Source organism: Clostridium sp. OM02-18AC (assembly GCF_003481825.1).
Lineage (GTDB): Bacteria > Bacillota > Clostridia > Lachnospirales > Lachnospiraceae > Brotaphodocola.
The window spans coordinates 117,704-140,900 of the sequence record NZ_QULW01000009.1 but is presented as its reverse complement, the minus strand read 5'-3'; the positions used below and the strand labels follow the sequence as shown (position 1 = coordinate 140,900).

The 23,197-nt window shown below is 47.6% G+C and carries 19 protein-coding genes; 1 reads left to right on the top strand and 18 read right to left on the bottom strand.

Annotated features, from left to right (window positions below):
* Positions 1-205: 205 nt before the first annotated feature.
* The 7 genes from DXB18_RS08325 to DXB18_RS08295 all read right to left on the bottom strand — a co-directional run bounded on the left by DXB18_RS08325 (position 206) and on the right by DXB18_RS08295 (position 6,934).
* Positions 206-1,117 (bottom strand): TIM barrel protein, encoded by a 912-nt coding sequence (locus DXB18_RS08325; RefSeq protein WP_118707158.1) that lies wholly within the window; start codon positions 1,115-1,117, stop codon positions 206-208.
* A gap of 14 nt (positions 1,118-1,131) precedes the next feature.
* The gene (locus tag DXB18_RS08320) at positions 1,132-2,067 is read right to left on the bottom strand and encodes a transketolase C-terminal domain-containing protein (RefSeq protein WP_118707156.1); all 936 of its coding nucleotides are present in this window, start codon (positions 2,065-2,067) and stop codon (positions 1,132-1,134) included.
* Complete coding sequence (locus DXB18_RS08315) at positions 2,067-2,894, bottom strand: transketolase (RefSeq protein ID WP_118707154.1); 828 nt, start codon at positions 2,892-2,894, stop codon at positions 2,067-2,069. Before DXB18_RS08315 ends, DXB18_RS08320 begins: the two co-directional genes overlap by 1 nt.
* A gap of 19 nt (positions 2,895-2,913) precedes the next feature.
* Positions 2,914-3,573, bottom strand: a complete 660-nt coding sequence (locus DXB18_RS08310) for an aspartate/glutamate racemase family protein (RefSeq protein WP_118707152.1) — start codon at positions 3,571-3,573, stop codon at positions 2,914-2,916.
* Positions 3,574-3,581: 8 nt separating this feature from the next.
* Positions 3,582-4,418: a sugar phosphate isomerase/epimerase gene (locus DXB18_RS08305; protein ID WP_118707150.1), complete on the bottom strand. Its 837-nt coding sequence runs from the start codon at positions 4,416-4,418 to the stop codon at positions 3,582-3,584.
* Positions 4,419-4,644: 226 nt separating this feature from the next.
* Entirely contained in the window at positions 4,645-5,814 is a 1,170-nt protein-coding gene (locus DXB18_RS08300; RefSeq protein WP_118707148.1) for an amidohydrolase family protein, read from the bottom strand.
* Between the two features lie 88 nt (positions 5,815-5,902).
* Positions 5,903-6,934 (bottom strand): 2-keto-3-deoxygluconate permease, encoded by a 1,032-nt coding sequence (locus DXB18_RS08295; protein WP_118707146.1) that lies wholly within the window; start codon positions 6,932-6,934, stop codon positions 5,903-5,905.
* 397 nt (positions 6,935-7,331) lie between these two features.
* Here DXB18_RS08295 and DXB18_RS08290 point away from each other — a divergent pair, with 397 nt between their 5' ends.
* Positions 7,332-9,242 (top strand): sigma 54-interacting transcriptional regulator, encoded by a 1,911-nt coding sequence (locus tag DXB18_RS08290; protein ID WP_118707144.1) that lies wholly within the window; start codon positions 7,332-7,334, stop codon positions 9,240-9,242.
* 79 nt (positions 9,243-9,321) lie between these two features.
* Here DXB18_RS08290 and DXB18_RS08285 read toward each other — a convergent pair whose 3' ends face one another.
* The 11 genes from DXB18_RS08285 to pilM form a co-directional block, all read right to left on the bottom strand.
* Positions 9,322-10,314 carry a tripartite tricarboxylate transporter substrate-binding protein gene (locus DXB18_RS08285; RefSeq protein ID WP_118543231.1) on the bottom strand — a complete coding sequence of 331 codons (993 nt, stop codon included), beginning with the start codon at positions 10,312-10,314 and terminating at the stop codon, positions 9,322-9,324.
* A 45-nt stretch (positions 10,315-10,359) separates the two neighbouring features.
* Positions 10,360-11,883: a tripartite tricarboxylate transporter permease gene (locus DXB18_RS08280; protein WP_118543232.1), complete on the bottom strand. Its 1,524-nt coding sequence runs from the start codon at positions 11,881-11,883 to the stop codon at positions 10,360-10,362.
* A gap of 12 nt (positions 11,884-11,895) precedes the next feature.
* Positions 11,896-12,342, bottom strand: coding sequence for a tripartite tricarboxylate transporter TctB family protein (locus DXB18_RS08275; protein ID WP_118543233.1), 447 nt, complete (start codon positions 12,340-12,342; stop codon positions 11,896-11,898).
* 374 nt (positions 12,343-12,716) lie between these two features.
* Positions 12,717-13,736: a 4-hydroxythreonine-4-phosphate dehydrogenase PdxA gene (locus DXB18_RS08270; RefSeq protein WP_118543234.1), complete on the bottom strand. Its 1,020-nt coding sequence runs from the start codon at positions 13,734-13,736 to the stop codon at positions 12,717-12,719.
* Between the two features lie 381 nt (positions 13,737-14,117).
* Positions 14,118-18,686, bottom strand: a complete 4,569-nt coding sequence (locus tag DXB18_RS08265; RefSeq protein WP_118707142.1) for a type II secretion system protein — start codon at positions 18,684-18,686, stop codon at positions 14,118-14,120.
* 140 nt (positions 18,687-18,826) lie between these two features.
* Positions 18,827-19,456: a type II secretion system protein gene (locus DXB18_RS08260; RefSeq protein ID WP_207665775.1), complete on the bottom strand. Its 630-nt coding sequence runs from the start codon at positions 19,454-19,456 to the stop codon at positions 18,827-18,829.
* Between the two features lie 41 nt (positions 19,457-19,497).
* Positions 19,498-19,911, bottom strand: a complete 414-nt coding sequence (locus DXB18_RS08255; protein WP_118543237.1) for a hypothetical protein — start codon at positions 19,909-19,911, stop codon at positions 19,498-19,500.
* A complete protein-coding gene (locus DXB18_RS08250; RefSeq protein ID WP_118707138.1) occupies positions 19,908-20,720 on the bottom strand; it encodes a hypothetical protein in 813 nt (270 codons plus the stop codon). The genes DXB18_RS08255 and DXB18_RS08250 overlap by 4 nt, the downstream gene beginning before the upstream one ends.
* Before the next feature lie 3 nt (positions 20,721-20,723).
* Positions 20,724-21,419 (bottom strand): hypothetical protein, encoded by a 696-nt coding sequence (locus DXB18_RS08245; protein ID WP_118707136.1) that lies wholly within the window; start codon positions 21,417-21,419, stop codon positions 20,724-20,726.
* The gene (locus DXB18_RS08240) at positions 21,416-22,054 is read right to left on the bottom strand and encodes a hypothetical protein (RefSeq protein ID WP_118707134.1); all 639 of its coding nucleotides are present in this window, start codon (positions 22,052-22,054) and stop codon (positions 21,416-21,418) included. Before DXB18_RS08240 ends, DXB18_RS08245 begins: the two co-directional genes overlap by 4 nt.
* A 13-nt stretch (positions 22,055-22,067) precedes the next feature.
* Positions 22,068-23,171, bottom strand: coding sequence for a pilus assembly protein PilM (gene pilM, locus DXB18_RS08235; RefSeq protein WP_182430515.1), 1,104 nt, complete (start codon positions 23,169-23,171; stop codon positions 22,068-22,070).
* Positions 23,172-23,197 lie beyond the last annotated feature (26 nt).

The following is a 23,197-nucleotide window of genomic DNA, read 5'->3' as shown; positions in this document are numbered from 1 at the left end:
TCGCGCTCTGCGTCGTCTGCACATTTGGTAACCTCGATGGCATCAAAATAATCATCCACTGCGATCCGTTTTACCTGGTCAACAACGCTTCTGTTCGGAAAAGACATCCAGCGAATGGTACCTACCTGAAAATATTTGTGAATAGACTCTCTCATGTTTTTCATCCTCCTGCTCATAAATTGTGAAATTGTTGGATAGTTCTAATTTAAACAAGTTCCCACGCCAGGTCAAGTGTTCTTTTTGCACCGGCCAGGCACAGATCCGGGTCCTCGTCCTCAAATGGTTTTACCTCAAAGCTGACGATCGGGCGTTTCTCTTCGTTTAAAAATCCGATTTCCAGCAGAAGCCGCAGGTAATCTGCCAGCTCCGTTACATCATTCTCACTGTTCGGGAAACCGAAACGCGGATGCTCATCACCATATGCCGGACATTCCGGACTCTTGATGACGGTATTGCCCATATGGGCGTGACGGATAAATTTGCGGACCGGAAGCAGATTCTCCTCGATGGTCTCGTGGATCATCGGGATGTGGCTTAAATCTACCATAAGACCGAAATTGTCATACTCCGCACAGATCGTTTCTGCATAACGCTTTACCCGGTCTACCGGACCGATCAGCGATTTCTTCGCGATGTCATAGTCGAATACCTCGCAGAGAATCGGCATATTTCCTTTTGACTTTGCATACGCACAGAGTTCTCTGGTCGAAGCAAGCAGTGCCTGGAAAGATTCTTCCATGGTCGCATCTTCATACCTCCCTGCCAGAAATGAAAAATCCTGTGCGCCGATCTCATAGGCTTCATCAATTCCCATTTTCAGGGCTGCAATGGCTTTCTGACGGCCTTCTTCCTTCAGGTCATTGATGTTTAACCCGGCCCCAAGCATCAGACCCTGACCGCCATAGGCAGTGACCATGTGAGCACAGGAGATCATCCCGACCGCTTTCTTTCGCACCTGTGCATCTTTCATATGTGCAACTTCCACAGCCTCAAAATAGGGATCCGTCGTGATCTTTTTTAAACACTCCAGGATTGGACCTTCTCCGGAACCCACTTCTTTATAGGATACATGAAGGATCGTACCGACCTTCATATACCGCTTCATGGATTTTTCCATACGATTTTCCTCTTTTACTTTCTTGCAGCTGCCTTCTTTGCTGCTTGTGCAACTGCATCTGCATCCAGACCGTATTTCTTTAACAGCTCGCTGTAAGGTCCGGACTCGCCGTGGCGATCCTGCATGCCGACCATCTCAACCGGAACCAGACTGCCGCTTTTTGCCAGAACTTCGCTGACTGCTCCGCCAAGACCGCCGATCACGCTGTGCTCCTCTGCCGTTACGATCGCGCCGGTTTCTTTCGCACACTTCTCAATCAGCTCTGCGTCGATCGGTTTGATGCAGTACATATCAACCACTCTTACGCTGATGCCCTCTTTCTCCAGTATCTCAGCTGCAGTGATCGCGGTGCTTACCATAAGGCCGCATGCAATGATGGTAACGTCGCTGCCCTCTCTTACAACCATGCCCTTGCCAAACTCAAACTTCGCATTCTCCGGGTGGCAGTCCGGTGCAGCATCTCTGGAAAGACGGATGTACATCGGCTCATTGACTTCGATTGCGGTTTTCACCATCCAGTCAGTGATCTGTGCGTCGGAAGCAACCATCACGTTCACGCCCGGAAGGGTACGCATCATGGCGATGTCTTCCAGTGCATGGTGGGTAGCACCGTCAAATGCGTCAGATAATCCGCCGTAGCCTCCCATCATCTTGATCGGCAGTCCGGAGTAAGACATGAAGGTTCTTGCTGCCAGAGAACCCAGGGTAGTTAAGAATACTGCGAAGGTATTGACGAACGGGATTTTGCCGCTCTTTGCCATACCTGCTGCCATGCCCATCATGGCATACTCACTGATGCCACAGTTATAGAAACGGTCCGGATATTCCTTGCCGAACATTGCAGATTTGGTGGAACCAGATACATCTGCATCCAGAACTACGATATTTTCATTGGTTGCTCCATATTTTTTCAGACATTCTCCATATACATCACGAATTGCTTTTCCCATTACCGTACACCTCCCAGTTCTTTCATCGCTGCTTCATAGTCGGCATCCTTAACCGGAGCGCCATGCCAGGTATTCTTTCCTTCCATGAAGGATACCCCTTTGCCCTTTACGGTCTTCGCCAGGATGATGCTCGGAACACCTTTTACGGATTTTGCAGTCTCGATTGCTGCGCTGAGTGCAGCCACATTGTGTCCGTCGCAGACAATGGTATTGTATCCAAATGCCTTAAACTTCAGTTCAATATCCCCCATCGGCATGATCTGCTCAGTGGTACCGTCTAACTGTACGCCGTTCCAGTCCAGAATGGAGATCAGGCGGTCTGCCTTGAATTTGGAAGCATTCATGCAGGTCTCCCATACCACACCCTCATTGATCTCGCCGTCGCCAAGGATCGCATAGGTGTAGGCATCAATTCCATCATGCATATCGGAAAGAGCAATACCCAGAGCGAACGGATAGCCAGCGCCCAGAGGACCGGTAGAAGCTTCTACGCCAGGAGTCTCTTTGGAACACGGATGCCCCTGCAGGCGGCTGTTGATCTGCCGAAGGGTATGCATCTCCTCCATTGGGAAAAAACCTTTCTCAGCCAGTTCCAGATACAGCATCGGTGCTGCATGGCCTTTACAGAGTACAATCTTGTCGCGGCTTCTGTCATTGATATTCTCCGGGGAGATATTTGCATCATTGAAGTAAAGGTTTGTCAGGATCTCGCACACGGAAAGAGATCCGCCCGGATGTCCGGTCTGTCTCTCATGTAAAATTTCAATCAGGGTACGTCTGAATTTCAGGCAAAGAGCATCCAACTCCTGTTTCTTTTCGTTGGTCATGTCAGTAGTCTCCTTTTCTTTAAATGGTTTTCAATGTTTCTTTCACCTGCTCTAAGCAAAGCTCCGGGCTTGACAGGACAGGAATCTTACAGATTTCTTCGATTTTTTTATCCAGATGTGCCATGGACGCCTGAGCCAGCACCACACAGTCATAACCGGAAATTTCTTTTGCCATCTCCAGAAGGATCGCATCGTGGCGGTCCATCTGCATTGCTTTCATCGCCTGGAATGCTTCTGCGTTTGCTTTGAAATCAATGTAAATGGTCTTATTTAATTTTGCTGCCTCTGCGTTTAACTTTTCCCGCATCGGTCCTTCGGTGCTGCCTGCCGTCGCAAGAACCAGGATCTTATCCCCGTAAGTAACCGCTTTTCTTCCCATTGCATCATCAATGGCAATCAGCGGAACTTTCACAAAGGGGCGAATCATGTTTACAACCGGAGTCAGGGTCGAACAGGTCACCACGATCATGTCAGCATCTGTCATCTCAGCGGATTTGATGTCGTTGTAAAGGCGGCATCGGTTTTCTATGGTAAATGTTCCGATCTCATTCGGATTGTTGGCAAGAAAATCGTCCCACAGGTTGTGGATCTTTACCGGTTCCCCCACATAATCACGCAGCTTCTGGTCAAACGAAGCTGCCACCGTTTTCACGGTATGGATCAGCGCAATACTTTTCATAGTCCCTCCTATTTCAGTGGTCCGTATACCTTTTCGAAGATCGGGATCAGATACGCGGCTGCGCCTTTTGCTGCGCCTTCCATGCTCGGCAGCTGGAAGATCTCGGTCGTAAAGGCACCGTCATATCCGCACTCTTTAAACGTAGAAATGATCTTTTCAAAATCCAGTCCGCACTGGCCCGGGTAACGGCGGTTGTTATCTGCCAGATGTACATGAATGTTGTACGGACTATACTGGCGGATCGCATCGAACAGATTCTTTTCTTCCAGATTTAAGTGGAACACATCTAACATCAGGCGGAAGTTTTTCCGGTCTACCCGGTCTACCATATCGGCCCCCTCAGCACAGGTGTTGATAAAATTCGTCTGCATGATGGTAACGGTTTCCAGGGCGATCTGCACGTTTTTCGGTGCAGCATAGTCAGCCAGCTCCCGGAATGCCGCGATCGCAAGCTCCTCCGTCTGCTCTCTGGTCAGTTCCTTGCAGTACTGCCCACGGACACGGCCGATGTTGATGTTTGCCCCCAAATATGCCGCAAAGTCGATGATTTCCTTACTTCTGCGGATCGCCTCTTTCCGGTTCTCCGGATCCGGGTTTGTGTAGCTGAGTCCCAGCTGGCCGAAGATTTCACCAGTGCAGACCAGAACCACCTTCAAGCCGTTTTTTTCTGCCTCACATTTTACAAAATCCCAGTCAAGCTCTGACGGGTTTAACGTCATCAGCTCAACGCCCTGGTATCCAAGCTTTGCCAGATCGGAAAAGCTTTTCTCCAGCGGTCCCTGGTATGCCGTCACGGAATCTGCAATCGCAACATCCGGTGTGGCAACCTGATAACATAACTTCATACCCTCACTCCTTTTCTTTTCCTTAAGTTCCTTATGCTGTAATATAAAGCAAAACGCGTGCCAAGTCTTATTTTGCATTTCATGTACATTTTCCAAACCATTCTGACCATTTTTTTGCAGCTGCGGATTTCATTTTCGCTCTTTTTGTGTTTCGCCCTCCATGCAAATGTTTCATTTTGTTTCTCAAGACGTTTTATTTTGTTCCGTGAAACATTTTTGAAACATACTATTCCTGTTTCATCACCTTGCCATCCTGCATGACAAATGGCACTTTGGAAAGGCAGGTCACATCCATCAGAGGATTTCCATCCACTGCAATGATATCAGCCACATACCCTTTTTTCAGACTTCCGATCTTATCTCCAAGTCCGCATACTTTCGCCGCATTGGACGTAACACCTTTTAATGCTGTCACAACATCAGAACCAAGCTCTACTGCATAACCAACCTCACGATAGAGATAACCATGGTAGGCATCCGTTCCAAGCACATACGGGACACCGGTGCTCATAAGAAGTTTCAGTCTTTCGCGGACACGCGGGCGGTTCTTTCGTACCCGGTACGCGTTGTTCGCGGATAAGGTTTCTTCACGCGTTGGATCCAGGAAAATACCGGAAGTGAAATCAACAACACAATTCGATTTTGCCAGCCATTCTGCATCCTGCGGTGTGCACATGTACATATGCTCGATCACCTGCACGCCGCCGTCGATACAATCTTTTAATCCCTGACCACCAATGCAGTGCGCGGCAACCGGAGTATTTTTTTTCGCACCCTCATTCACTGCCATTGCGATTTCCTCCAGACTTAAAAAACTTGGAACAAATTCACTGTCCGGATCCGGAACTCCCGGCGTAATAAAGAGTTTTAACAGATCGACACCTTTCTTTAAATTTTCGCGGGTCGTTTTGCGGATCTCCTCCACGCCGCAATGTGGTGCGCCAATGTATCCTGCGCCATGGCTTCCCTTCATGCCAATCCCGGCAGCCAGAAGCTTCGGACCAGTCACCTTTCCCTGCTGAATCAACTTTTTCAGCGTTACATCTATATAGAAGCGGTCGCCCATGCAGCGTGCTGTCGTTACGCCGCTCATCAGATCCTTCCGGAAGCCGTCAAGTGCGATCAGCGTCAGTTCACACTCTGTGCTCCATGCCAGAAGTTCCAGATGTTCCGGAATCGTGGCATCAATCGAAAGGTGGTTATGGCATTCGATCATACCAGGCATAAGGGTTTTGTCCTTGAACTCGATTACCTCTGCACCCGGGATTTCCGGACATTCTGCCTGGGGAAGAATGTCCTCGATTTTTCCTTCGCGGACAATGACTGCCATATTTTCTTTTGGGATTAAATCTTCACCAAGCAGAACGCGGTCTGCTTTCAAAATCATATCATTCATGTTCGTTTCCTCCTGCTTACGCCGCTTTTTCATTTTTTTCGTTGTTTCCAACCATGTTTCGTCATCTCTTATCGCCGTTTTCTTACTTCTATACGGCTTCCTGAGCCTGCTTTATTGTAGACTCAGAAACAGCAGCCAACTCTTTTTTTGCTCTGCCCAGCCCGTGTTTTTCATTAAACTTCTTTGAAAAGCGTGCAAGAAAAGCAACCAGAAGCGGGGTTACGATTGCTGTTACAATGGTAGCTGCCGCAATCTGCGCACTTGCAGTTTCAACCTGCGGTGCAAAAGACGGGTCTGCCTCAGCGATCGCTGCAGGTGTTGTTGCGGCAACTCCTGCTACCGTACCAATCGCTGCGCCCATCGGATCTGCTTTCCGGCGGATCAGGCTGTAAACAATAAAGGTCAAAACGCCTGTGACCACAACCGTCATAAGACCAAGAAGAACACCAGAGAAACCAGCACCTGCAATGGTAAAGAAACTCATTCCGGCACCCAGGCAAAATCCATTGAACGGCGGAAGCAGTGCCATTGCCGTTGCAAGTGTTTCTCTCCACTCGTGGTCTAAGTTACCAATGATAAAACCAATGATCAGCGGAATGATGCTTGCCATGATCGCGGTAATCGGGAATTTACCGATTCCGGCAGTTCCAAGTGCGATCATCGTGAAAAACGGTCCGTCATTTAAGGTCAGGATCGCGGTTGCACCTACATCAGACTCTTCTCCATACTCACCGGCGAGTGTTGCATAAATAACGCCATTGGAGTTCGTTACTGCACCGATTACTGCAAGCGGCAGCAGGCCCAGAAATCCAGCTTCTCCAAACAATGTATTTAACAGAAGTCCGATTCCAAATCCACCGAAGAATTTTAATGCTGTCAAAAGTACTCCTTTGTATACGGTTTCACCTGCTGCTTTCACGTCAATCGTCGCACCGCTGCAAAACAGATAAAGACCGATCAAAGTCGGAATTCCATTCTTAAAAAGTCCTGTGGTAAATCCTCCGATCTTCAGCGCCTCCGGGAAAAATGTATTGACCGTACAGCCAAGCAGCAGCGGAATGACCATCGCACCGGCCGGGAATTTTTTCATTGTTCCGAGTATTCTGACATTTCCTATCATAACTAGTACCCTCCATAAAATAGTTGATTACATCCATTTGCTTCTTGAACCAGTTCTGACCTTCTATAAAGCAAAGACCGTGCCTACTTTTCTCATTTGTGGATTTCTTTTTTTCTTTTTCTAATTTCGTCCATTTCTTTGTGTAATATCTACAAAACCAATTCTGATTTTTCATTTATTATCACCATAGAACTTATATTTTTTCTTTCAATTTCTTTCTAAGTTGCCTTCTTTCCTTCTCGCAATCATTGCAATAAGTTGCATTTCATTGCATTTTTATCTGTTTGAAAATCAATATGCAATTTTTTGCAATTTCTTTCTTTTCTTTCCGCAAAACCTATTTTATAATAGCTCTATCCCTGTTTTCATTTTACGTTCTATCATCATGGAGGTTTTTATGGTCCGCATTATTTTTTACGCACCTTACCCACAGATTGTTTCGTCCATCGAACAGGTCCTAAAAGAACGTCCCGACCAGGATGAGATCACCTGCAGCATCGTTCAGGATTTTTACAATAACCCGCTCTATGACTTAAATGCCGATGTTGTCATTGCCCGCGGCTTCTCCGCTTTGACGATGAAACAGCGCGGCTGTCTCTGCGCAGAACTCAAAGTAGGTGGTTACGATGTCATTGCCGCTGTCCTGAAAGCCAGAAAACAAAAACCTGACATTTCCCACATCGCGATCACCGGGGCTTTTAATATGATCTACGGTGTCGAAACGATCCAGGATGCCTTTCCGGACATCCGTCTTTCTTCCTACCCGGTCACTTCAGAACTTTTGCTCGATGAAACCATACAAAAAGCGATCGCAGATGGCTGTGAAATGCTGGTCGGAAACTACACTGCCGTTGAATTTGCAAAAAAATACAACCTTCCGGCTGTCATGATCGAATCTGGCCGTGAAGCCATCAACAATGCCATTTCGGAAGCAAAATCTGCTGCCGAGATCGATCTAAAAGAAAAGATGCGCAGCGCACAGATTGCCAATATCATGAACTATTCGTTTCAGGGAATCATCTCGATTGACCCGGACGGTTCGATCATCTTCGCAAATAACTACTGCTACTCCATCCTTGATTCCGGTCATGCCATGTTAACCGGGCGGAACATTCGCGAGTTTTTCCCAAAGCTTCCCATTGAAGAAGTGATCAAAGGCGGAAAAAAACTCCTCTCCGAGATTTATATCTATGCTACATACCATTTGATGGTAAACTGTGTTCCTATGCTGGAACACAGCGAAAACTCCGGATGTGTACTGACCTTTCAGGACACGAGCCGGATCCAGGCAGATGAACTGCAGGTTCGAAAAAATCTGCGCCATTCTACCTTTCAGGCCAAATATCACTTTTCCAACATCATGCACAAAAGCAAAATCATGGATGCCGTGATCTCAGATGCCATGACTTACAGCTATTCCGACTCCAATATTCTGATCTATGGCGAAACCGGAACCGGAAAAGAATTGTTTGCACAAAGCATTCACAATTCCAGCCCCAGAAAAAACCACCCGTTTGTAGCGATCAACTGCTCGGCCCTCCCGGAAAATCTGTTGGAAAGCGAACTGTTCGGCTATGTGGAAGGAGCCTTTACCGGCGCTGCAAAAGGTGGAAAAATGGGATTTTTCGAGCTTGCGCATAAAGGGACTATCTTCTTAGACGAAATCGGCGATGTCTCCCAAAAACTCCAGAGCCGTCTGCTGCGTGTCCTGCAGGAACGGGAAGTTGTGCGTCTTGGAAGCGACACCGTAATTCCGGTCGATGTCCGGGTCATCTCAGCCACCAACAAAAACCTAAAAGAAGAGGTCGCAAATGGAAATTTCCGGCAGGATCTGCTCTACCGTCTGGATGTTTTAGAGCTGAACCTTCCTCCTCTGAGAAGCCGGGAACAGGATGTTCTTTTTCTGCTCAACCAGCTTATTTCCTATGAACATGAACGCACCGGCTGCATTCTGGAGGGAATTTCTACTGAAGGCGCTGACCTGCTTCTTCGCTATCCATGGCCGGGAAATATCCGGGAAATGCGAAACTTCTGCCAGCGCATCTGCATTCTCAGCCAGGTGCCGCTTGCCGGCCCTGCAGACATCCTCCGGGTTCTTCCAGATGCTGCCGGCATAACAAAACAGCCGGTTCCAAGCCAGGTACTGGAAGAAATCCCACCTTCCTATTCTCCGTATGACGAACGCGAGGAAATCTTAAAAGCACTCTGCACCTTCCACAATAATCGATCCAAAACCGCAGAATTCCTCGGGATTGATAAAAGCACACTGTGGAGAAAAATGAAAAAATACAAGATCATTGTCCGGTAACACGCAAAAAGGGCATGAGAAAAAGGAACATTTCTTTTTCTCACGCCCTGACTTTTATGTCCGTTTTATACGATGAAATTTACTGGATTCCATTCTCAGCCATATAATCCGCTTCGTAGTTGGTAACGTAATCCGTTGCAGTTGCAGTATCCATGTACTCCGCGATCAGCTTATTTGCCTCAATGTACTCGGTCTTCCATGCGTCGGTCTCGGAAACTGCCTTTAAGGTCTCACTCCAGTAAGCTGCTGCCTCGTCGCTCATTGCTGCCGGAGCTGCTACACCACGCCATACCGGAACTTCTACGTTGTTGTAATCGCCAACTTCGCTTAAGGTAGGTGCATCTGCCAGGTTGCCGGTGTAACGCTCATTTGCCAGTGCAAGGATCGGAACCAGGGAGCCAGCCTCTACATACTCAGAAGCTGCTGCCGGTTTTGCAATAACAAACTCCACGTGTCCGCCCAGAGCTGCGGTAATCGCATCGCCGGTGGAGTCGTAGGTAATGTAAGCCAGCTGGTCTTCACTTACCCCCAGTTCTGCGATCAGAGCCTGGTAGGTTGCGATATCATCACCCTTGGAACCACCGATTACAACTTTAGTTCCGGATTTTACTGCATCAATTACATCAGCAAAGGTGTCATACTGCGCATCTTTTCCTTTGAATAACAGCTGCTTGTCCACTGCCATGACTGCAAGGATACGGAAATTAGAGGAACGGTTCTTGGTGTTGGTAACCATTGGCATTAAGTCGCCGCTGTTAAAGGTTAAGAGCTGGTAATCCGCATTCTTTGTCAGACCTGCAACTTCATTTCGGCCAACCTCACCGGAACCATCGGTCTTATTGGTTACTACGATAGTCTGTCCGTTTACCAGGTTTGCAGATGTCATGATATCGCCGATCTTACGGGTAAAGATATCAGAACCGCCGCCTGCACTGGATGTACACATCCACTGGATAGTCTTAGAAGGAGTAAATTTTCCGTCTTTGATGTCTTTGCTGCCACCACATCCGGTAGTCAGTACGGATGCTGCCATAACGCCTGCTAAAATACCTGCTAAAAGTCTCTTTTTCATAAATGTAAACCCTCCATTTCTTTATTTCTGGTTAATACGTTTGTTTTACGCTGCTGCGCCTTTCTTTTTCGCAAGGATCGGACGCAGAACTGAAACAAGAATGATTGCAAAGAAAATGATCATCAGTACACAGGTGATCGGTCTGGTAAAGAAAATGCTTAAGCTGCCGCCGGAAAGGATAAATGCCTTACGCATGTTGTTTTCCAGAAGCGGTGCCAGTACAAAGGACAAAAGCATCGGTGCAGACGGGAAGTTGTTCTTATTCAGAAGGTATCCCACAATACCGGACACGAACATGATGATTACACCGTACATAGAGTTGCTGGTACTGTATGCACCTACGATGCAGACTACCGTGATGATCGGGATCATATATTTTACCGGAACTGATAAAATCTGGATCAGGAATGGGATGATGCAGATTGCTACCAGCAGGGTAAAGATATTTGCCAGATACAGGGAAGCAATCAGGCCCCAGCAGAATTCCGGCTCATTCTCAAACAGCAGCGGGCCCGGAGATAATCCCCACATCATCAGGCCGCCAAGCAGTACTGCGCCAGTTCCGGATCCTGGAATACCGAGTGCAAGAAGCGGTGCGAATGCACCAGCTGCTGCTGCGTTGTTTGCTGCCTCTGCTGCCGCGATACCTTCGATCGCACCAGTTCCAAGAGGTTCCTCACTCTTAAATTTCTTCTGCACCGCATAGCCCATGAAAGAACCGGTAGTAGCACCTGCTCCCGGAAGAACACCGATGAAAGTTCCCATAAATCCGGAGCGGAGTGCCGGCGGAAGCAGACGCTTGAAGTCATGTCCGGTCAGCATGGATCCGCGGATAGAAAGCTTCATTTCATGTTTTGCCGAACCTGCACGTTTCTCATTATCCGAGTCGCGGTCATTGATCAGCTTGATCACCTGTGCAAAACCTACGGCGCCGATTACGAACGGGGTAAACGGAATACCGCCCAGCAGATGCATGCTTCCGAACTCATAACGCGGAGCACCGGATAAGGTATCCATACCCATGCTTGCAAGTAAAATACCGAAGCAGGTAATGACAACACCCTTGATCGGGTTTTCACCAACCAGCCAGCTAATGGAAGTCATTGCAATCAGCAGGATCGCAGTCATCTCGGAAGGACCAAATTTCAGGCCCAGGTTTGCAAGGCCAGGTCCCATGAAGGTCAGAATGAACATACCAATGGTACCGCCGATGCAGGATGCCATGTTTGCGGTCAGAAGTGCCTGACCCGGTCTTTTTCTCTTGGTCGCCATCGGGTAACCATCCAGAGTTGTGCAGACCGCCGGGGAATCGCCCGGGATATTTAACAGAATCGCACTGAAGCTGCCGCCGTACATATTAGAATAGTACAGGGCGCCCAGCATGATGATCGCAGTTGCCGGATTGAACTTATAAGTCAGCGGCAAGAGCAGTGCAACACCGGCCAGAGAACCAATGCCAGGCATTGCGCCTACGATCAGTCCAAGGACCGCACCCAGCATACATACTCCAATGTTCATCGGAGTCAACGCTGTGCCGAATCCCTGAAGCAGCATTGAAAAGTTTTCCATGTTCCGTTCCTCCTACATAAAGTTTTCGAACAGCCCCCACGGGAACTGTACCTGAAGCCATCCGGCAAAAACACCCAGCACAATGATCGCTACGATTGCTTCGATAATCACGATATGCAGGATCGGTGTTCCTTTCTCGATGACCAGAAGCCAGAAGAGCACGTACAGAAAGATCATCGGGATCATGCCAATAATAAAACTTCCGGCGATCACACCGGCACCACCGGCAATGACAAGAAGTTCATTTTTGTTGTACTGCGGCTTATCTTCCTCCTTCAGGGTCTGAAAGAATGCCGCCACACTGGAAATCACCATGACAATGGCAATGATGCTTGGGAAAAATCCCGGCTTCGGTTCTTTATCCCAGAACCCCAGCTGTGTAAATCCGATGACCGCAAACACCACTCCCATCAGTGCCATTGCGATTGGGATCAGCTGCTTTGAACCAAACCTTTTCACTTTGTTACCTCCTCCTTGTTGCGTTCTTTTTAGAACATCCTGATGACTCTATATAAAGCAATTCCCGTGCCATGTTGATATTTTTTCAGTGATTTCCCCCATTTTTTCATCCAGGCCCCATAATATCATAGTTATTTCGCACAATCAGCTCTCTGCTTTTTTGTTTGATTACCATACTTTTTGCCAATATCGTTTTATTTCCTGCAAAAATGTTTCTATTATTTGTTTCATGTTTAATTTTGTTTCATCATGTTTCATTTTCTATATTTCATTTTTCATGAACCGAAAATGAGCATACGGGAAAGGGACCCCTTTCGGAGTCCCTTTCCCGTATGCAATCAAAATTCAAACCAGTTGGCAGTGAAATAAAACAATTATTTTGCTGCTACAGCAGCCATGGTAGCACACTGTTTTACAGCATTTTCAAAGGATGCGGTGGTTACTACACCCTTTCCGGCAATATCATAAGCAGTTCCATGTCCGCAAGTTACGATCGGAATCGGGAAACCACCTGCAACGGTAATGCCTCCCTCGAATCCGATCAGTTTCAGTGCAATCTGTCCCTGGTCGTGATACATGGTAACAACGCCGTCGAACTCTTTCTTTACCAGAGCTTTGTGGAATACAATATCGGACGGATATGGACCGGAAGCGTTGATGCCTTCCTTCTTCGCCCACTCGATTGCAGGTGTGATCACATCGATCTCCTCACGTCCGCAGTCACCGTTTTCACCGCAATGCGGGTTCAAAGCAGCAACGCCGATTCTCGGATTCTCAATGCCTGCACCAGTCAGAGTCTTATAAGAAAGACGGATGGCTCTCTTGATGCGGAGTCCATCATTCTCGCTTAAATCAGCGCTTACCTGTGCGATCGGAATATGGCTGGTTGTTCTGGTCGTATATAATCCATTGGTTACATTGATCTCACCGAATGGATCTGTGTGTCCCAGAAGCTGCGCCAGATAATGATGCTCACTCTCTAACGTCAGACCTGCATCATGCATGCCAGCTTTGTTTAATGGTCCGAATACATAACCGCCGATTTTGCCTGCCTGCCACAGCTCTACACCAAGCTTTAACATATCCAGGCACGCTTTTCCGCTTACTACCGTCTTTGTTCCAAACGGAACCTCAGCCGGATCCAGGTTTTTCTGGTCGAGAACCGGAAGTCCCTTGCTCCAGTCTGCCGCATCGACATCAGAAATTACCTGAAGCTTTACCTTGTCTTCTGCCCCAATCACCTTCAGTGCACGCTCTAATACGCGCAGGTCTCCGATTACGATTGGTTTGCAATACTCCTCATAAAAATTTGCTGCTGCACATTTTGCCACAAGTTCCGGTCCTACACCCGCAGCATCCCCAAGTAGTACACCAATTACTGGTTTTATTGCCATGATAATACCCTCCTTCTCTTTAAATGCACCCTTTTTTGCATTTATGTTCTGATTATTTAATAAGCAAGGTACATGCCAACTCTCAAAGCTATTTTTATTTTGTAAATTTATTAACATAATTTGATACGCGCGTTCCTTTTCTCCTGGCAATGTTTATGAAAAAACCTTGTTTCAATCTTAACATGTTTTTCACAATCATAACCGTTTCAAAACGCTACGTTTCAAAAATCGGTGTTTTTGTTTCAAAAGCAAAAAATGTATCATTTCGTTTCATATTGCTTCAAAAATGTCCACAATATCCATCCTCCACCATGGCTGATTGATAAACCTGAGCTTGTTGGAATTCATTATGATAAAAATACGAAAGAACATCAATGCAAATTACTGAATCCAGTCACCGCGGTAAGTTTTCCGTTCCACGCCATCTTCACCTGCTTCCGTCGTCCAGATTTTATATGGGAAAGAATTATTTTTCAATTTTTCATCATATGCATCTGTAACCAACGAATCATAACCTTCATCCGTCATATTTGGTTTTAGATATCTTTCATTTACCTGACTGTCCGATGTGATGCCAGGCGAACCAATGATTTTGTCCCCTGCGCCTGACAGATGATATCCGCATTGACGAAATACAATACAGTCTGCCTGCTTGTTATCGCCAAGACTTCCAACCAGAATTCCCGTTGTCTGATCCCACTCCCCGTATTCTGCTGCGCCAAGCAGCTTTCCTGCAAAATAGCAGTCACTTACTTCCATTTTCGCATTTCCAGAATAAATACCGATCAGACCGCCAAAACCACCTCTCCAGCCTAAACGTGTATCGTACAGACTGGCAGTACTGAATGTTTTTGAAATCCTAACGGGTCCCTGTGCCATACCGATCAGACCACCAACCGGTCTCCGCCCGGAAATGCTTGCCCCGTTTGTCAGGAGATCCGTTGCCTGGCTCTGCGCATACGACTGATTTCTGCCGGCTACGTAACATTCCGTAATTTCAGCCGGCTCCTGTGTTGGACCTTCCGGAACGTTCAGCCATCCGATCAGACCTCCCGTTCCATTTTCACATTCATTTCCATTTATAAATCCAGAGAATACAGACTGACTGATTTTTAAATGTTGTCCCATCTGTGCATAACCGATCAGTCCGCCTATACTCTGACCGCCATTCCGGTCAAGCAGTGCATCTTTTCCATAGATGCGCACATGATCCAATGCCAGATCACGAACATCCGAAAAAGCCACCGCACCGCCCACGTATCCATAATCTCCATTATTCGCATAGACGTGCAGGGAATCGCCATAAATATTGATGTTTGTTAAGTGCAGATAACTGTTTGCGTCAGAATTTCCCTTTGCAAATGCAATAATGGCTGCAGCAGTTCCTTTTCCCTCGATTTTCGGATCTTTCAAATTCAAATTCCGGACTTCCAAATGCGCATTTTCCAGAAAAAGTGCTTCCGCATTCTTCCATCCATTTCTGAAATTATTCTGTGGTGTAATCTCCAGCCCTACAATGGTATGATTTTTCCCGTCATATAACGTAATATCGGAATTTTCGATGCATTTAAAACTTCCTGGTTTTGTATAGCTGTCAGCTCCGGATTGATAAGAATCAAAAATCTGGACCGGAACTCCCGGATATACCTCTGCAAGTTCTTTGCAGTATGCTTCTGTTTCCGCTGTGATGCCATGTTCCGAATCCGTATCCGGCTGCCAGAGAATATTATCCGTCTGTTCCACTTTTGTAATCTTAAATGGATTGGTATCACAAAAACTTAAGTTTATCAGATGTCTGGCATTGGAAACAGCTGCACAGTATGTCCCATCTTCCAGTTGTGTTAAAGACTGAAAATAACTGTTTTTCGTTATGCCCTTTTTGTCATCCGGTGGAATTTCTCCACTCTCATCCGCTTTCACGGTCACATCTTCTCCACCCAGGAATCCATCCTGAAGATACTTAAATGCGCATCGCATAAACGCCTTACTGTCCAGATAAAAACGTACCTGAATCTGGGAAGTGCCAATCTTTGATAGTTTAAACCGTTTCGCTTCTTCCTTCTCAAAAGCCTGAATCCTGCTCCATTTCCATTGAACTCCTGAATCATTTACCTTTTCTTTTAGTTCCACGATTGAAGCTGCATTCGTATCTCCATAAAATTGTGCCTGATCCAGGTCTGCTTCTATCTTCAAAATAAAATATTTTGTGACTTTGCTGGTTTCTCCTTTCACAGAAAAAGTCAGATATTTCGTTTCCGTTTCGCCTGGCATATCCATGACATAATCCACCCAGAGCTGATTCCCATTATGCATGGTCAGTCCGTTTTCTGCCGCTTCCTCTTTCCCGCTCTCCTGCCAGTCTCCCACATGAAGCTTGAGAAATCCCGGAAGATTCTGCGCAGTTTCATTTGCACGGTCCAATGCGTTTAAATGATACACGGTCGGCATCGGATACCGCGTTTCCGGCTCTGTTTCCAACTTGGTTTTCAGTTCCGGATCGTAAGGCATCGCCTTGCTGTGGAATGCATTTTCTTCTTCGAATTTGTCTTTCCAGGCGTCGGAATACACCAACGCCCTAGCTCCATTGATCCAGACTGCGGTATAGCAGTAGGAGAAACGGGGATCGGAGGCCGCTGCTCCCTGCAGATCGCCCGCGCCGCCCTGTCCTGCATTGCCGCGTTCGGTATCCCCGAACAAAGCAACGAATGCTGCCTTTTTTTGCTGCTCGGCTGCTTCCGGAGCCTGCGGTGTTGTCCCTGCAGCTTCGAAAGTTTCAGAGGCATCCGGATTTTCCTGGCTTTCCGGAATTTCTGTTTTTACAATATCTCCATGTGCTTTCGCATAAACCGAAGCTGATACATACGTATGACTGACTGTGCTTACAGCCGGAAGCACGGCTGCCAGTCCACCGGCAGTATTATTGCGGGATACGATATTGAAGCGCCCCGGTGTCTGGTCGTAAGCATCGTGTTCATCGCCCGGTACCGGGTCAGATAAAAAGTTCTTTCCGGATGTATGACCACCCACATAGCAGCTATCGATAGAAACCGCCTGATTTCCAGAAACCGTCCGCACAGTTCCAATCAAACCGCCTGCATAATCCCTTGCATCCACATAAACGGCAGACGCGCTGTTTTGGAAGTGGACACTTCCCCGGACTGCACCAGCCAGACCACCGGCAATTCCCCATACGGAACGGATCCGGCATGCAGTCTCATCCTGTCTGGAAAGGATATCCTGCGGTGCAGAGAGCTGTTTCCAGAATTGGTTCGCCGCAATGGTATCTTGAACCGTAAGCTCCTTTCCGTCAAAGTTTCCGATAACGGATCCGGCATCAATTTCTTTGGAAGAAGTCATGCCTCCCTTTGTGCCGGATGTCAGCACGCTGGGATAAAAAATTTTCACATTGTCGACCTGGATCGTCAAATCTGCTGCTTTTCCGCATCCGATCAGTGCGCCTGCACTCGCCGATGAGGCAACATCGATCTGGTTTAAGCTTAACTGACTTACCTTTAAGTTTCTTGTTACATTTCCAAACAGTCCGCCAGACTCCTCTCCGGAGGTTTTCACGGTAAGATCACTTATCATGCAGTTGTTTCCCCGGTAGTCCAGGGCAAACTGCGGACTGACCGGCGAAAAGCAGTCTGGGTCCGTATAGTTTGTGGAGTCCAGCATGTAAACGGATGGATTATGGCTGCCTGTAACCAGCTGGACATTCTGTACGAAACCAGACCAGGAAATATCGGACTGCTGGAGCGCCGTATACTGCTTTTTCCCATCAAAGATCTGCGGGCTCAATCCCAGATTCTGGTTGTCGGAGTCTGGATTGAATTTCGAGATCTTATAGTCCAGATTTTCCAGATGACGCAGATCCGACACAAGCACTTTGTCCGTACGTTTTCCGGAAAACAGGCTGTTTTCCTGGCTTACCGTACTGGTTTCGATGGAACCTGCCTGTCCCAAAACAGATACCTGTGCATATAACCGGATATCCTCTCCCGGGATCAGGCGTTTCTCTGTCAGGAATGTTACTCCGCTTCCCACATCATTCAACTGCGCAAAATGATGATTTGCCGTGGTAATATCATCCAGAATCACACGATAGGCATTGGATGTAATGATCTGGGAAATCCGTCCGCCTGCCTTGAGATCGAACCAGCCTTTCGCCTTACTGGTAACACCTTCGATATACAGCTTTGCCTGATAGGTGTTTTCATGGGAAATGCTGTTTTCCAGGTTTGGATCGATGACATCGGCATACAGGATGCTGTCATTGGTAATTTCAACCCTTGGCTGGTTTAAAATCGTGGATGGTTTGATGATTTCCGGACTTTTTGAAGCATCGCCTGCATAATAGCCGACTGGCTGCCCCTGGCTGGCAAACGCATCATTCATTCCGGTATAATGTTCCCGTTTTGTATCATCCAAAGCTGCCTCGGAAAGTGCCGTAGATTCGATATCTTCGCGCACAAAGACGTATTGGTCTGAATACCACACCGCGCGCACGGCTCCCTTCGCGGGCTCATAAAAAACCAGGTAACTCCCGCTGATCCGTACGGTCTCATCGATGGAACCGAACGGAAGCAGACGTGTTCGGACCTCAGAGCATGGATCTGCACCATCCGGCTGATAAAGAATACAGTAAATGCCTTCCGAGCCCTCTGCCGTAAGGGAAATGCCCAGTTTTTCTTCCGTTTGTGCACCTGAATTCTGAGCAAGCAGACGCTCAAATACACCCGAAGACGCATCCAGACTCAGATTATTCTGGACAGCCAGAAAGATTTCTTTTGCTGTCTGATCCATCTCCAGGCGTCTGAGCCTGCCCTGATAACGGATGACCGCAACAAAAGAAACACCGGCAAGAATCATGGTGACCGCGATCACCACAAGAAATTCCGCCAGTGTAAATCCGCCCTTTCTTTTTTTCTGTTTTCTTGCTCTAGTTTCCATTGATCTTAATCCTCCGGTAAAACCTGCATGCTGGTGCAGGTTGTTCCCTGCCAGCTTCCAGTTGGATCTGTGTTGCTGCCTGCACACTGCGCTCCCAGCAACGGATTTGTTTTATGTCTCTCTCATACTCTGTTTTTCTGCTATGACTGTGTATCTCCAAGATTCACTGCCCGTACCACCAGCTCATTTAAAATCGCTGCCGGAACCCGCTCCGCACTGTTTATTTCTTCGTTCCGGTAGTAGACCGCAAGATCCTTTACCTTAAAACAGCCATCTTCATAAATGTAACTGTCGTAGTCCGTATAAAACAGGTTTCCCATAGCTGCCTGGGAAAGCAGCGGAACGGAAACACCGTTTTTGCTTCCCTGGTCAGAGTTGTCCGCCGTGTTTTCTTCCACTGTATTCTGTCCGAGATCTCCGTTTGAAGTGCCAGGCTCCTCATCACCATAAACCTTACAGATTCCCTGCTCATGATTGCTCTCAAAATGCATCCAGATTCCGTTTTTCCCACTTAAAAAATCCCAGCCATCCGTGCCGCCATCTTCTTCTTCAAGGGCAGACGATAATTCGTCTGTCATCAGTTCTGCTGTTGCAGACAGGATCTGCTGGGCTTCCGCCTTTTGTGTGACCTTCTGGTAAGCATTCTTTACAGCCGTCACACCTCCTGCAATGGCAACCGCTGTCATCGACAGGATCAGAAGTGCTGCCAGCATCTCCGTTAATGTCATGGCAGATGTTTCTTTCAGACGGTTCTCGATTCGATTGTACATTTTTTTATATTGAAAAAAAGTAGTCTTCATATTTTTGTCTGCTACTCCATCCATTGATACCGGTAAATTTTGTTATCCGCTTCGGAATCTTTCCGGTTTTCCGCATACAGCTGCACAGAATACCGCCCTTTTTTCTGGTGTCCGGTCCTTAAGTTGCTTTGCGGTGCACCCAGATTGATACTTCCGGTCCCTTTTTCCAGCACCACTTCCGCAGCAGCAGACTCTTTTGCCTCATCCGCTTCCAGATCCAGAAGATTTCTTCCTTCATAATAGGTCTGCATCACAGTATCCCCAAGCTGAAGCATACGTCTGGCTGACATCAGCGCTGTGGCAAACATCGCAAGCCCCAGGGAGATCACCAGCACAGAGACCAAAAGCTCCGCCAGCGTCTCCGCCTGTGTGGATACCACTTTCTGACACGCAGCCGTTTTGCATTTCCGTACTATCTGCATCATGATGTTCCTTTCTCCGGATGGATTCTCTCGATCGTGCCCCGTTGCCACTGAATGGTCGTGAGACGGGTCATGGTAGTCTTGGTCCATGCCTCCGTGACATTGCCCTCCGCATCGGTTTCTTCATGGTCTTCCACTTCCACGTCAATGTCTTCGAGGACCTGTGCCGGTACCGTCAGTTTGCGTTCGCAAAGATCTTCCGGATGGTTTTCATCGGTTTGCATATCCGAAATGATCGCCGTAATCTTATAGTCTGGTTCCATGAAAAGTTTCACAGAAGTTTTTAACGGCGCAATCTCTTCCATAACCGTTTGGGTTCCTTTGCTTCTTCCTGCTTCTACCAACAACGGAAGGGTTTTCTCCTGTGTCGTTTTCGCAGCCTGTGTTGTTTCCCGGTCTGGAAGCAGCACGTCAAAATACTGAATGAACGAATCCAGCAAGGCTTCTCCCTGACTGTCTGATGCAAATGCAGACCAGGACGATTCTTCGTCTGGTTTCTGCCCGGCTCCAACATAATAATACTTCACCGTGTCTTCTTCTCCGGAGCGGTCTCCCTCGATCACCGTCCACACTTCCCGGATCTTCACCGTATTTTCCGGTCTTGTCAGTTCATCCCGCAAAAACGCAGCAGCCGATTCCACGGCAAACCGCTTCTGGTCCGCAGCCGGGACCTGCTGCATCTTCCCGGCGGAAGCCGATGCCGATGCCAGGATCACCGAAGCGCCAACTCCGCACAGCACAAAAAACAGCAGTGCAGCCACCAGACTGGCTCCATCTTCTTTTTTTAACCGTTCTGCTGCAAAACTTTTCATCGTTTATTCTCCAAAAGCTGCCTCCGCTGCTGTCTCAAGCTCCGAGCGTTCCAGATTCGACAAGTCTGCATTTGCCAGATCTCCTGCCGCCTGCGTATCCTGAGTGTCTGAAGACAATCCGTTTAAATTTTCTGCTTCCACTTTTGTCTCGTAGTAGGTAAGGGAAAACGCAACGGTAACCCTTCCCGTTTTGATATTTGCCGCATAATTTGCATCCGTCAGCGAATCACTGGATATGGTTACGTCATGGATCATCATGCGGTATGGTCCTTCCTGCAGCTGCCGCATCATCTCCACCGCATGGTCGTAATTGTCCGCAGCAAACGAAACTGCCATATTGCGGCGCAGCGTATTTCCATCTTCCTCCGGCTCAGAAAACTGAAAATGGAACTCGTAAGCCTGACCAAATGTCTGATTCAATGCATCCAGTTCTTTTTTGAAATTATTGTAAGACGGAACCATAGGTGCGCCTACATTTTTATTTTCATCAATTTCCGCCTGCATTGCTTTGATCTTCGCTGCGCGCATCTGTTCCATTTCCATTTCCGATTCCAGATCTGTCGTGTCTGCCGCCTGGATCCGAAGCTGGATGGGATGATAGATTCCCATATACCAGCCCGCCAGCAAAAACAGCGCCACAAGGATCAGCAATACGATCTTTTCTGTCCGTGTTAATACATAGCTTAGTATGGATTTCATTCTTTTTCCCCACTCTCTCCCGGTTTCCTGAATGATACCGTAATCTCTGCCTTTGCTTCCTTATTCAGCGCCAGAACGGAAGAATTGGCATCTGCCTCATCGCCGCCAACATCTTCCAGCGAAGCAGTCACGTAGAAAACTGCCTCATCCTCTTCAATCTGCCCGATCAGTTCGGAAAGTACCGTCCCCTTCGGAAGCACACAGGAGATATTCATCTGATCCTCCGTAATGGATACGGAATCAATGCTGTTACACCGCGGGAATATCCGCTCTTTCAGGGTATTTAACATCACCAGGCGGTCCGGAGTCTGTTTTTCTGTCTCATTCTGCCAGGAATTTCCATAGTGTGCATACTCATTCTGCACATCCGTGATCACACGGTTGGCGCGCCGGATCGAATCCAGCTGCTTTTCCATTCTCTGATAAGTCAGTTCCGCGCGCTCAGCATGCTGCAGCGGTTCCTGCACTCCAAATATGACAAAGAAATGGAGAAATACCAGAAATACCGCAAACACCAAAAGTTCCAGCGCAATCTTGCTCTTTTTAAACTCACGCTGATACAGATTGATGTGTTTTTTGTCCGGATATTTCGGACCGCCGATCTGTATCTTCGCAATGGATTTTAAATCAGCCACGTTTTCTTCCTCCTTAGGTCAGCATAACGCCAAAGGTCTGCGGACTGTCCCTCCACTCTGGCATTTCATCCTCATGTACTTCCGGAAGCAGAACGCCAATGCTTTTTACCAGAATGTCTAATGTATCGCTTATCGTATCGATGAGCGCCTGGTAACGGGCACCGCCTCCGCAATAATACAGCGTGTCAATGGTATTATCAGAATTGTTGAAACTGTAAAAGTTCAGGACACGCATAGTCTGTACCGCAATGGTCTGATAACGGTCTGCCAGGACTTTGTCGATCGCTTCCTCACTCTTTTTACTCCAGAATGCATCTTCCGCATCCACATCCATTTCCATGACCGTCTCCTTGTCACCGCGGCGGAGACGTTCAATCTCCTCGCAGCCTGGCTCCATGGTACGGGTAATGTCATAAATGCCCTTGCGGAAGAAGTGGATACGCAGCGCCTTGGTTCCAAGGTCCAGAATCGCATAATCCTTCTTTTCTGTCATCGGTCTGCCGTCCTGTGTCTGTCCGGTCTGACCGGTTATCTTTGCTGCATCTTCCAGAGAAATTTCGTCTGAGCCCTGGCTGGTTATATTCCTGCTTTCCGTACTCTTGTTCGCTGTAGTCTGGCTTCCTGTGTTCTGGCTTGCATGCTCCAGAATCCGCTCCAGACCTACCACCGCCGGTACCAGACCCACTAATTTCAAACGTGCCATCTTCGCAAACTTCTGGAACTGCTGGCAAAGTTCTTTTTTGCATGCAGCGGCCAGAAGATCCAGCTGATCTTCCGTTCGGCTGATCACCGCATAGTCAAACTGGTACTCATTTAACTGATCCCCAATGTAATCCTGAAACTCATAAGGAAGATTCAGCTTTAACTGATCAACCGTCATAAGCGGAAGCTGCAGACGCTTCACATAAGTGTCATCCTGCCGCAGCACAAAAACTGCATTCCGGCAAAGAATCCCGTTTTCATGCAAAACATCCTGTATAAACTCCGCATAAAGCCGCATATCGGTCATGGATTTTGTCTCGATACGCTCCGAGACATATTTTTTTAACTCTCCCCGTTCCATGTAGGCAATCTTTACGCGGTAATGTCCGATTTCAATTCCTAAACAATTTTTCATCTGAAGTACTCCATTTCCTGTTGCAG

Coding starts and splice junctions, on each gene's coding strand:
- DXB18_RS08320 (WP_118707156.1), bottom strand. CDS start 2,067: ATGGGAAAAGCAATTCGTGATGTATATGGAGAATGTCTGAAAAAATAT.
- DXB18_RS08250 (WP_118707138.1), bottom strand. CDS start 20,720: ATGAAAAGTTTTGCAGCAGAACGGTTAAAAAAAGAAGATGGAGCCAGT.
- DXB18_RS08325 (WP_118707158.1), bottom strand. CDS start 1,117: ATGGAAAAATCCATGAAGCGGTATATGAAGGTCGGTACGATCCTTCAT.
- DXB18_RS08310 (WP_118707152.1), bottom strand. CDS start 3,573: ATGAAAAGTATTGCGCTGATCCATACCGTGAAAACGGTGGCAGCTTCG.
- DXB18_RS08300 (WP_118707148.1), bottom strand. CDS start 5,814: ATGAATGATATGATTTTGAAAGCAGACCGCGTTCTGCTTGGTGAAGAT.
- DXB18_RS08270 (WP_118543234.1), bottom strand. CDS start 13,736: ATGGCAATAAAACCAGTAATTGGTGTACTACTTGGGGATGCTGCGGGT.
- DXB18_RS08260 (WP_207665775.1), bottom strand. CDS start 19,456: ATGTACAATCGAATCGAGAACCGTCTGAAAGAAACATCTGCCATGACA.
- DXB18_RS08265 (WP_118707142.1), bottom strand. CDS start 18,686: ATGGAAACTAGAGCAAGAAAACAGAAAAAAAGAAAGGGCGGATTTACA.
- DXB18_RS08315 (WP_118707154.1), bottom strand. CDS start 2,894: ATGACCAACGAAAAGAAACAGGAGTTGGATGCTCTTTGCCTGAAATTC.
- DXB18_RS08305 (WP_118707150.1), bottom strand. CDS start 4,418: ATGAAGTTATGTTATCAGGTTGCCACACCGGATGTTGCGATTGCAGAT.
- DXB18_RS08295 (WP_118707146.1), bottom strand. CDS start 6,934: ATGATAGGAAATGTCAGAATACTCGGAACAATGAAAAAATTCCCGGCC.
- DXB18_RS08245 (WP_118707136.1), bottom strand. CDS start 21,419: ATGAAATCCATACTAAGCTATGTATTAACACGGACAGAAAAGATCGTA.
- DXB18_RS08255 (WP_118543237.1), bottom strand. CDS start 19,911: ATGATGCAGATAGTACGGAAATGCAAAACGGCTGCGTGTCAGAAAGTG.
- DXB18_RS08285 (WP_118543231.1), bottom strand. CDS start 10,314: ATGAAAAAGAGACTTTTAGCAGGTATTTTAGCAGGCGTTATGGCAGCA.
- pilM (WP_182430515.1), bottom strand. CDS start 23,171: ATGAAAAATTGTTTAGGAATTGAAATCGGACATTACCGCGTAAAGATT.
- DXB18_RS08290 (WP_118707144.1), top strand. CDS start 7,332: ATGGTCCGCATTATTTTTTACGCACCTTACCCACAGATTGTTTCGTCC.
- DXB18_RS08280 (WP_118543232.1), bottom strand. CDS start 11,883: ATGGAAAACTTTTCAATGCTGCTTCAGGGATTCGGCACAGCGTTGACT.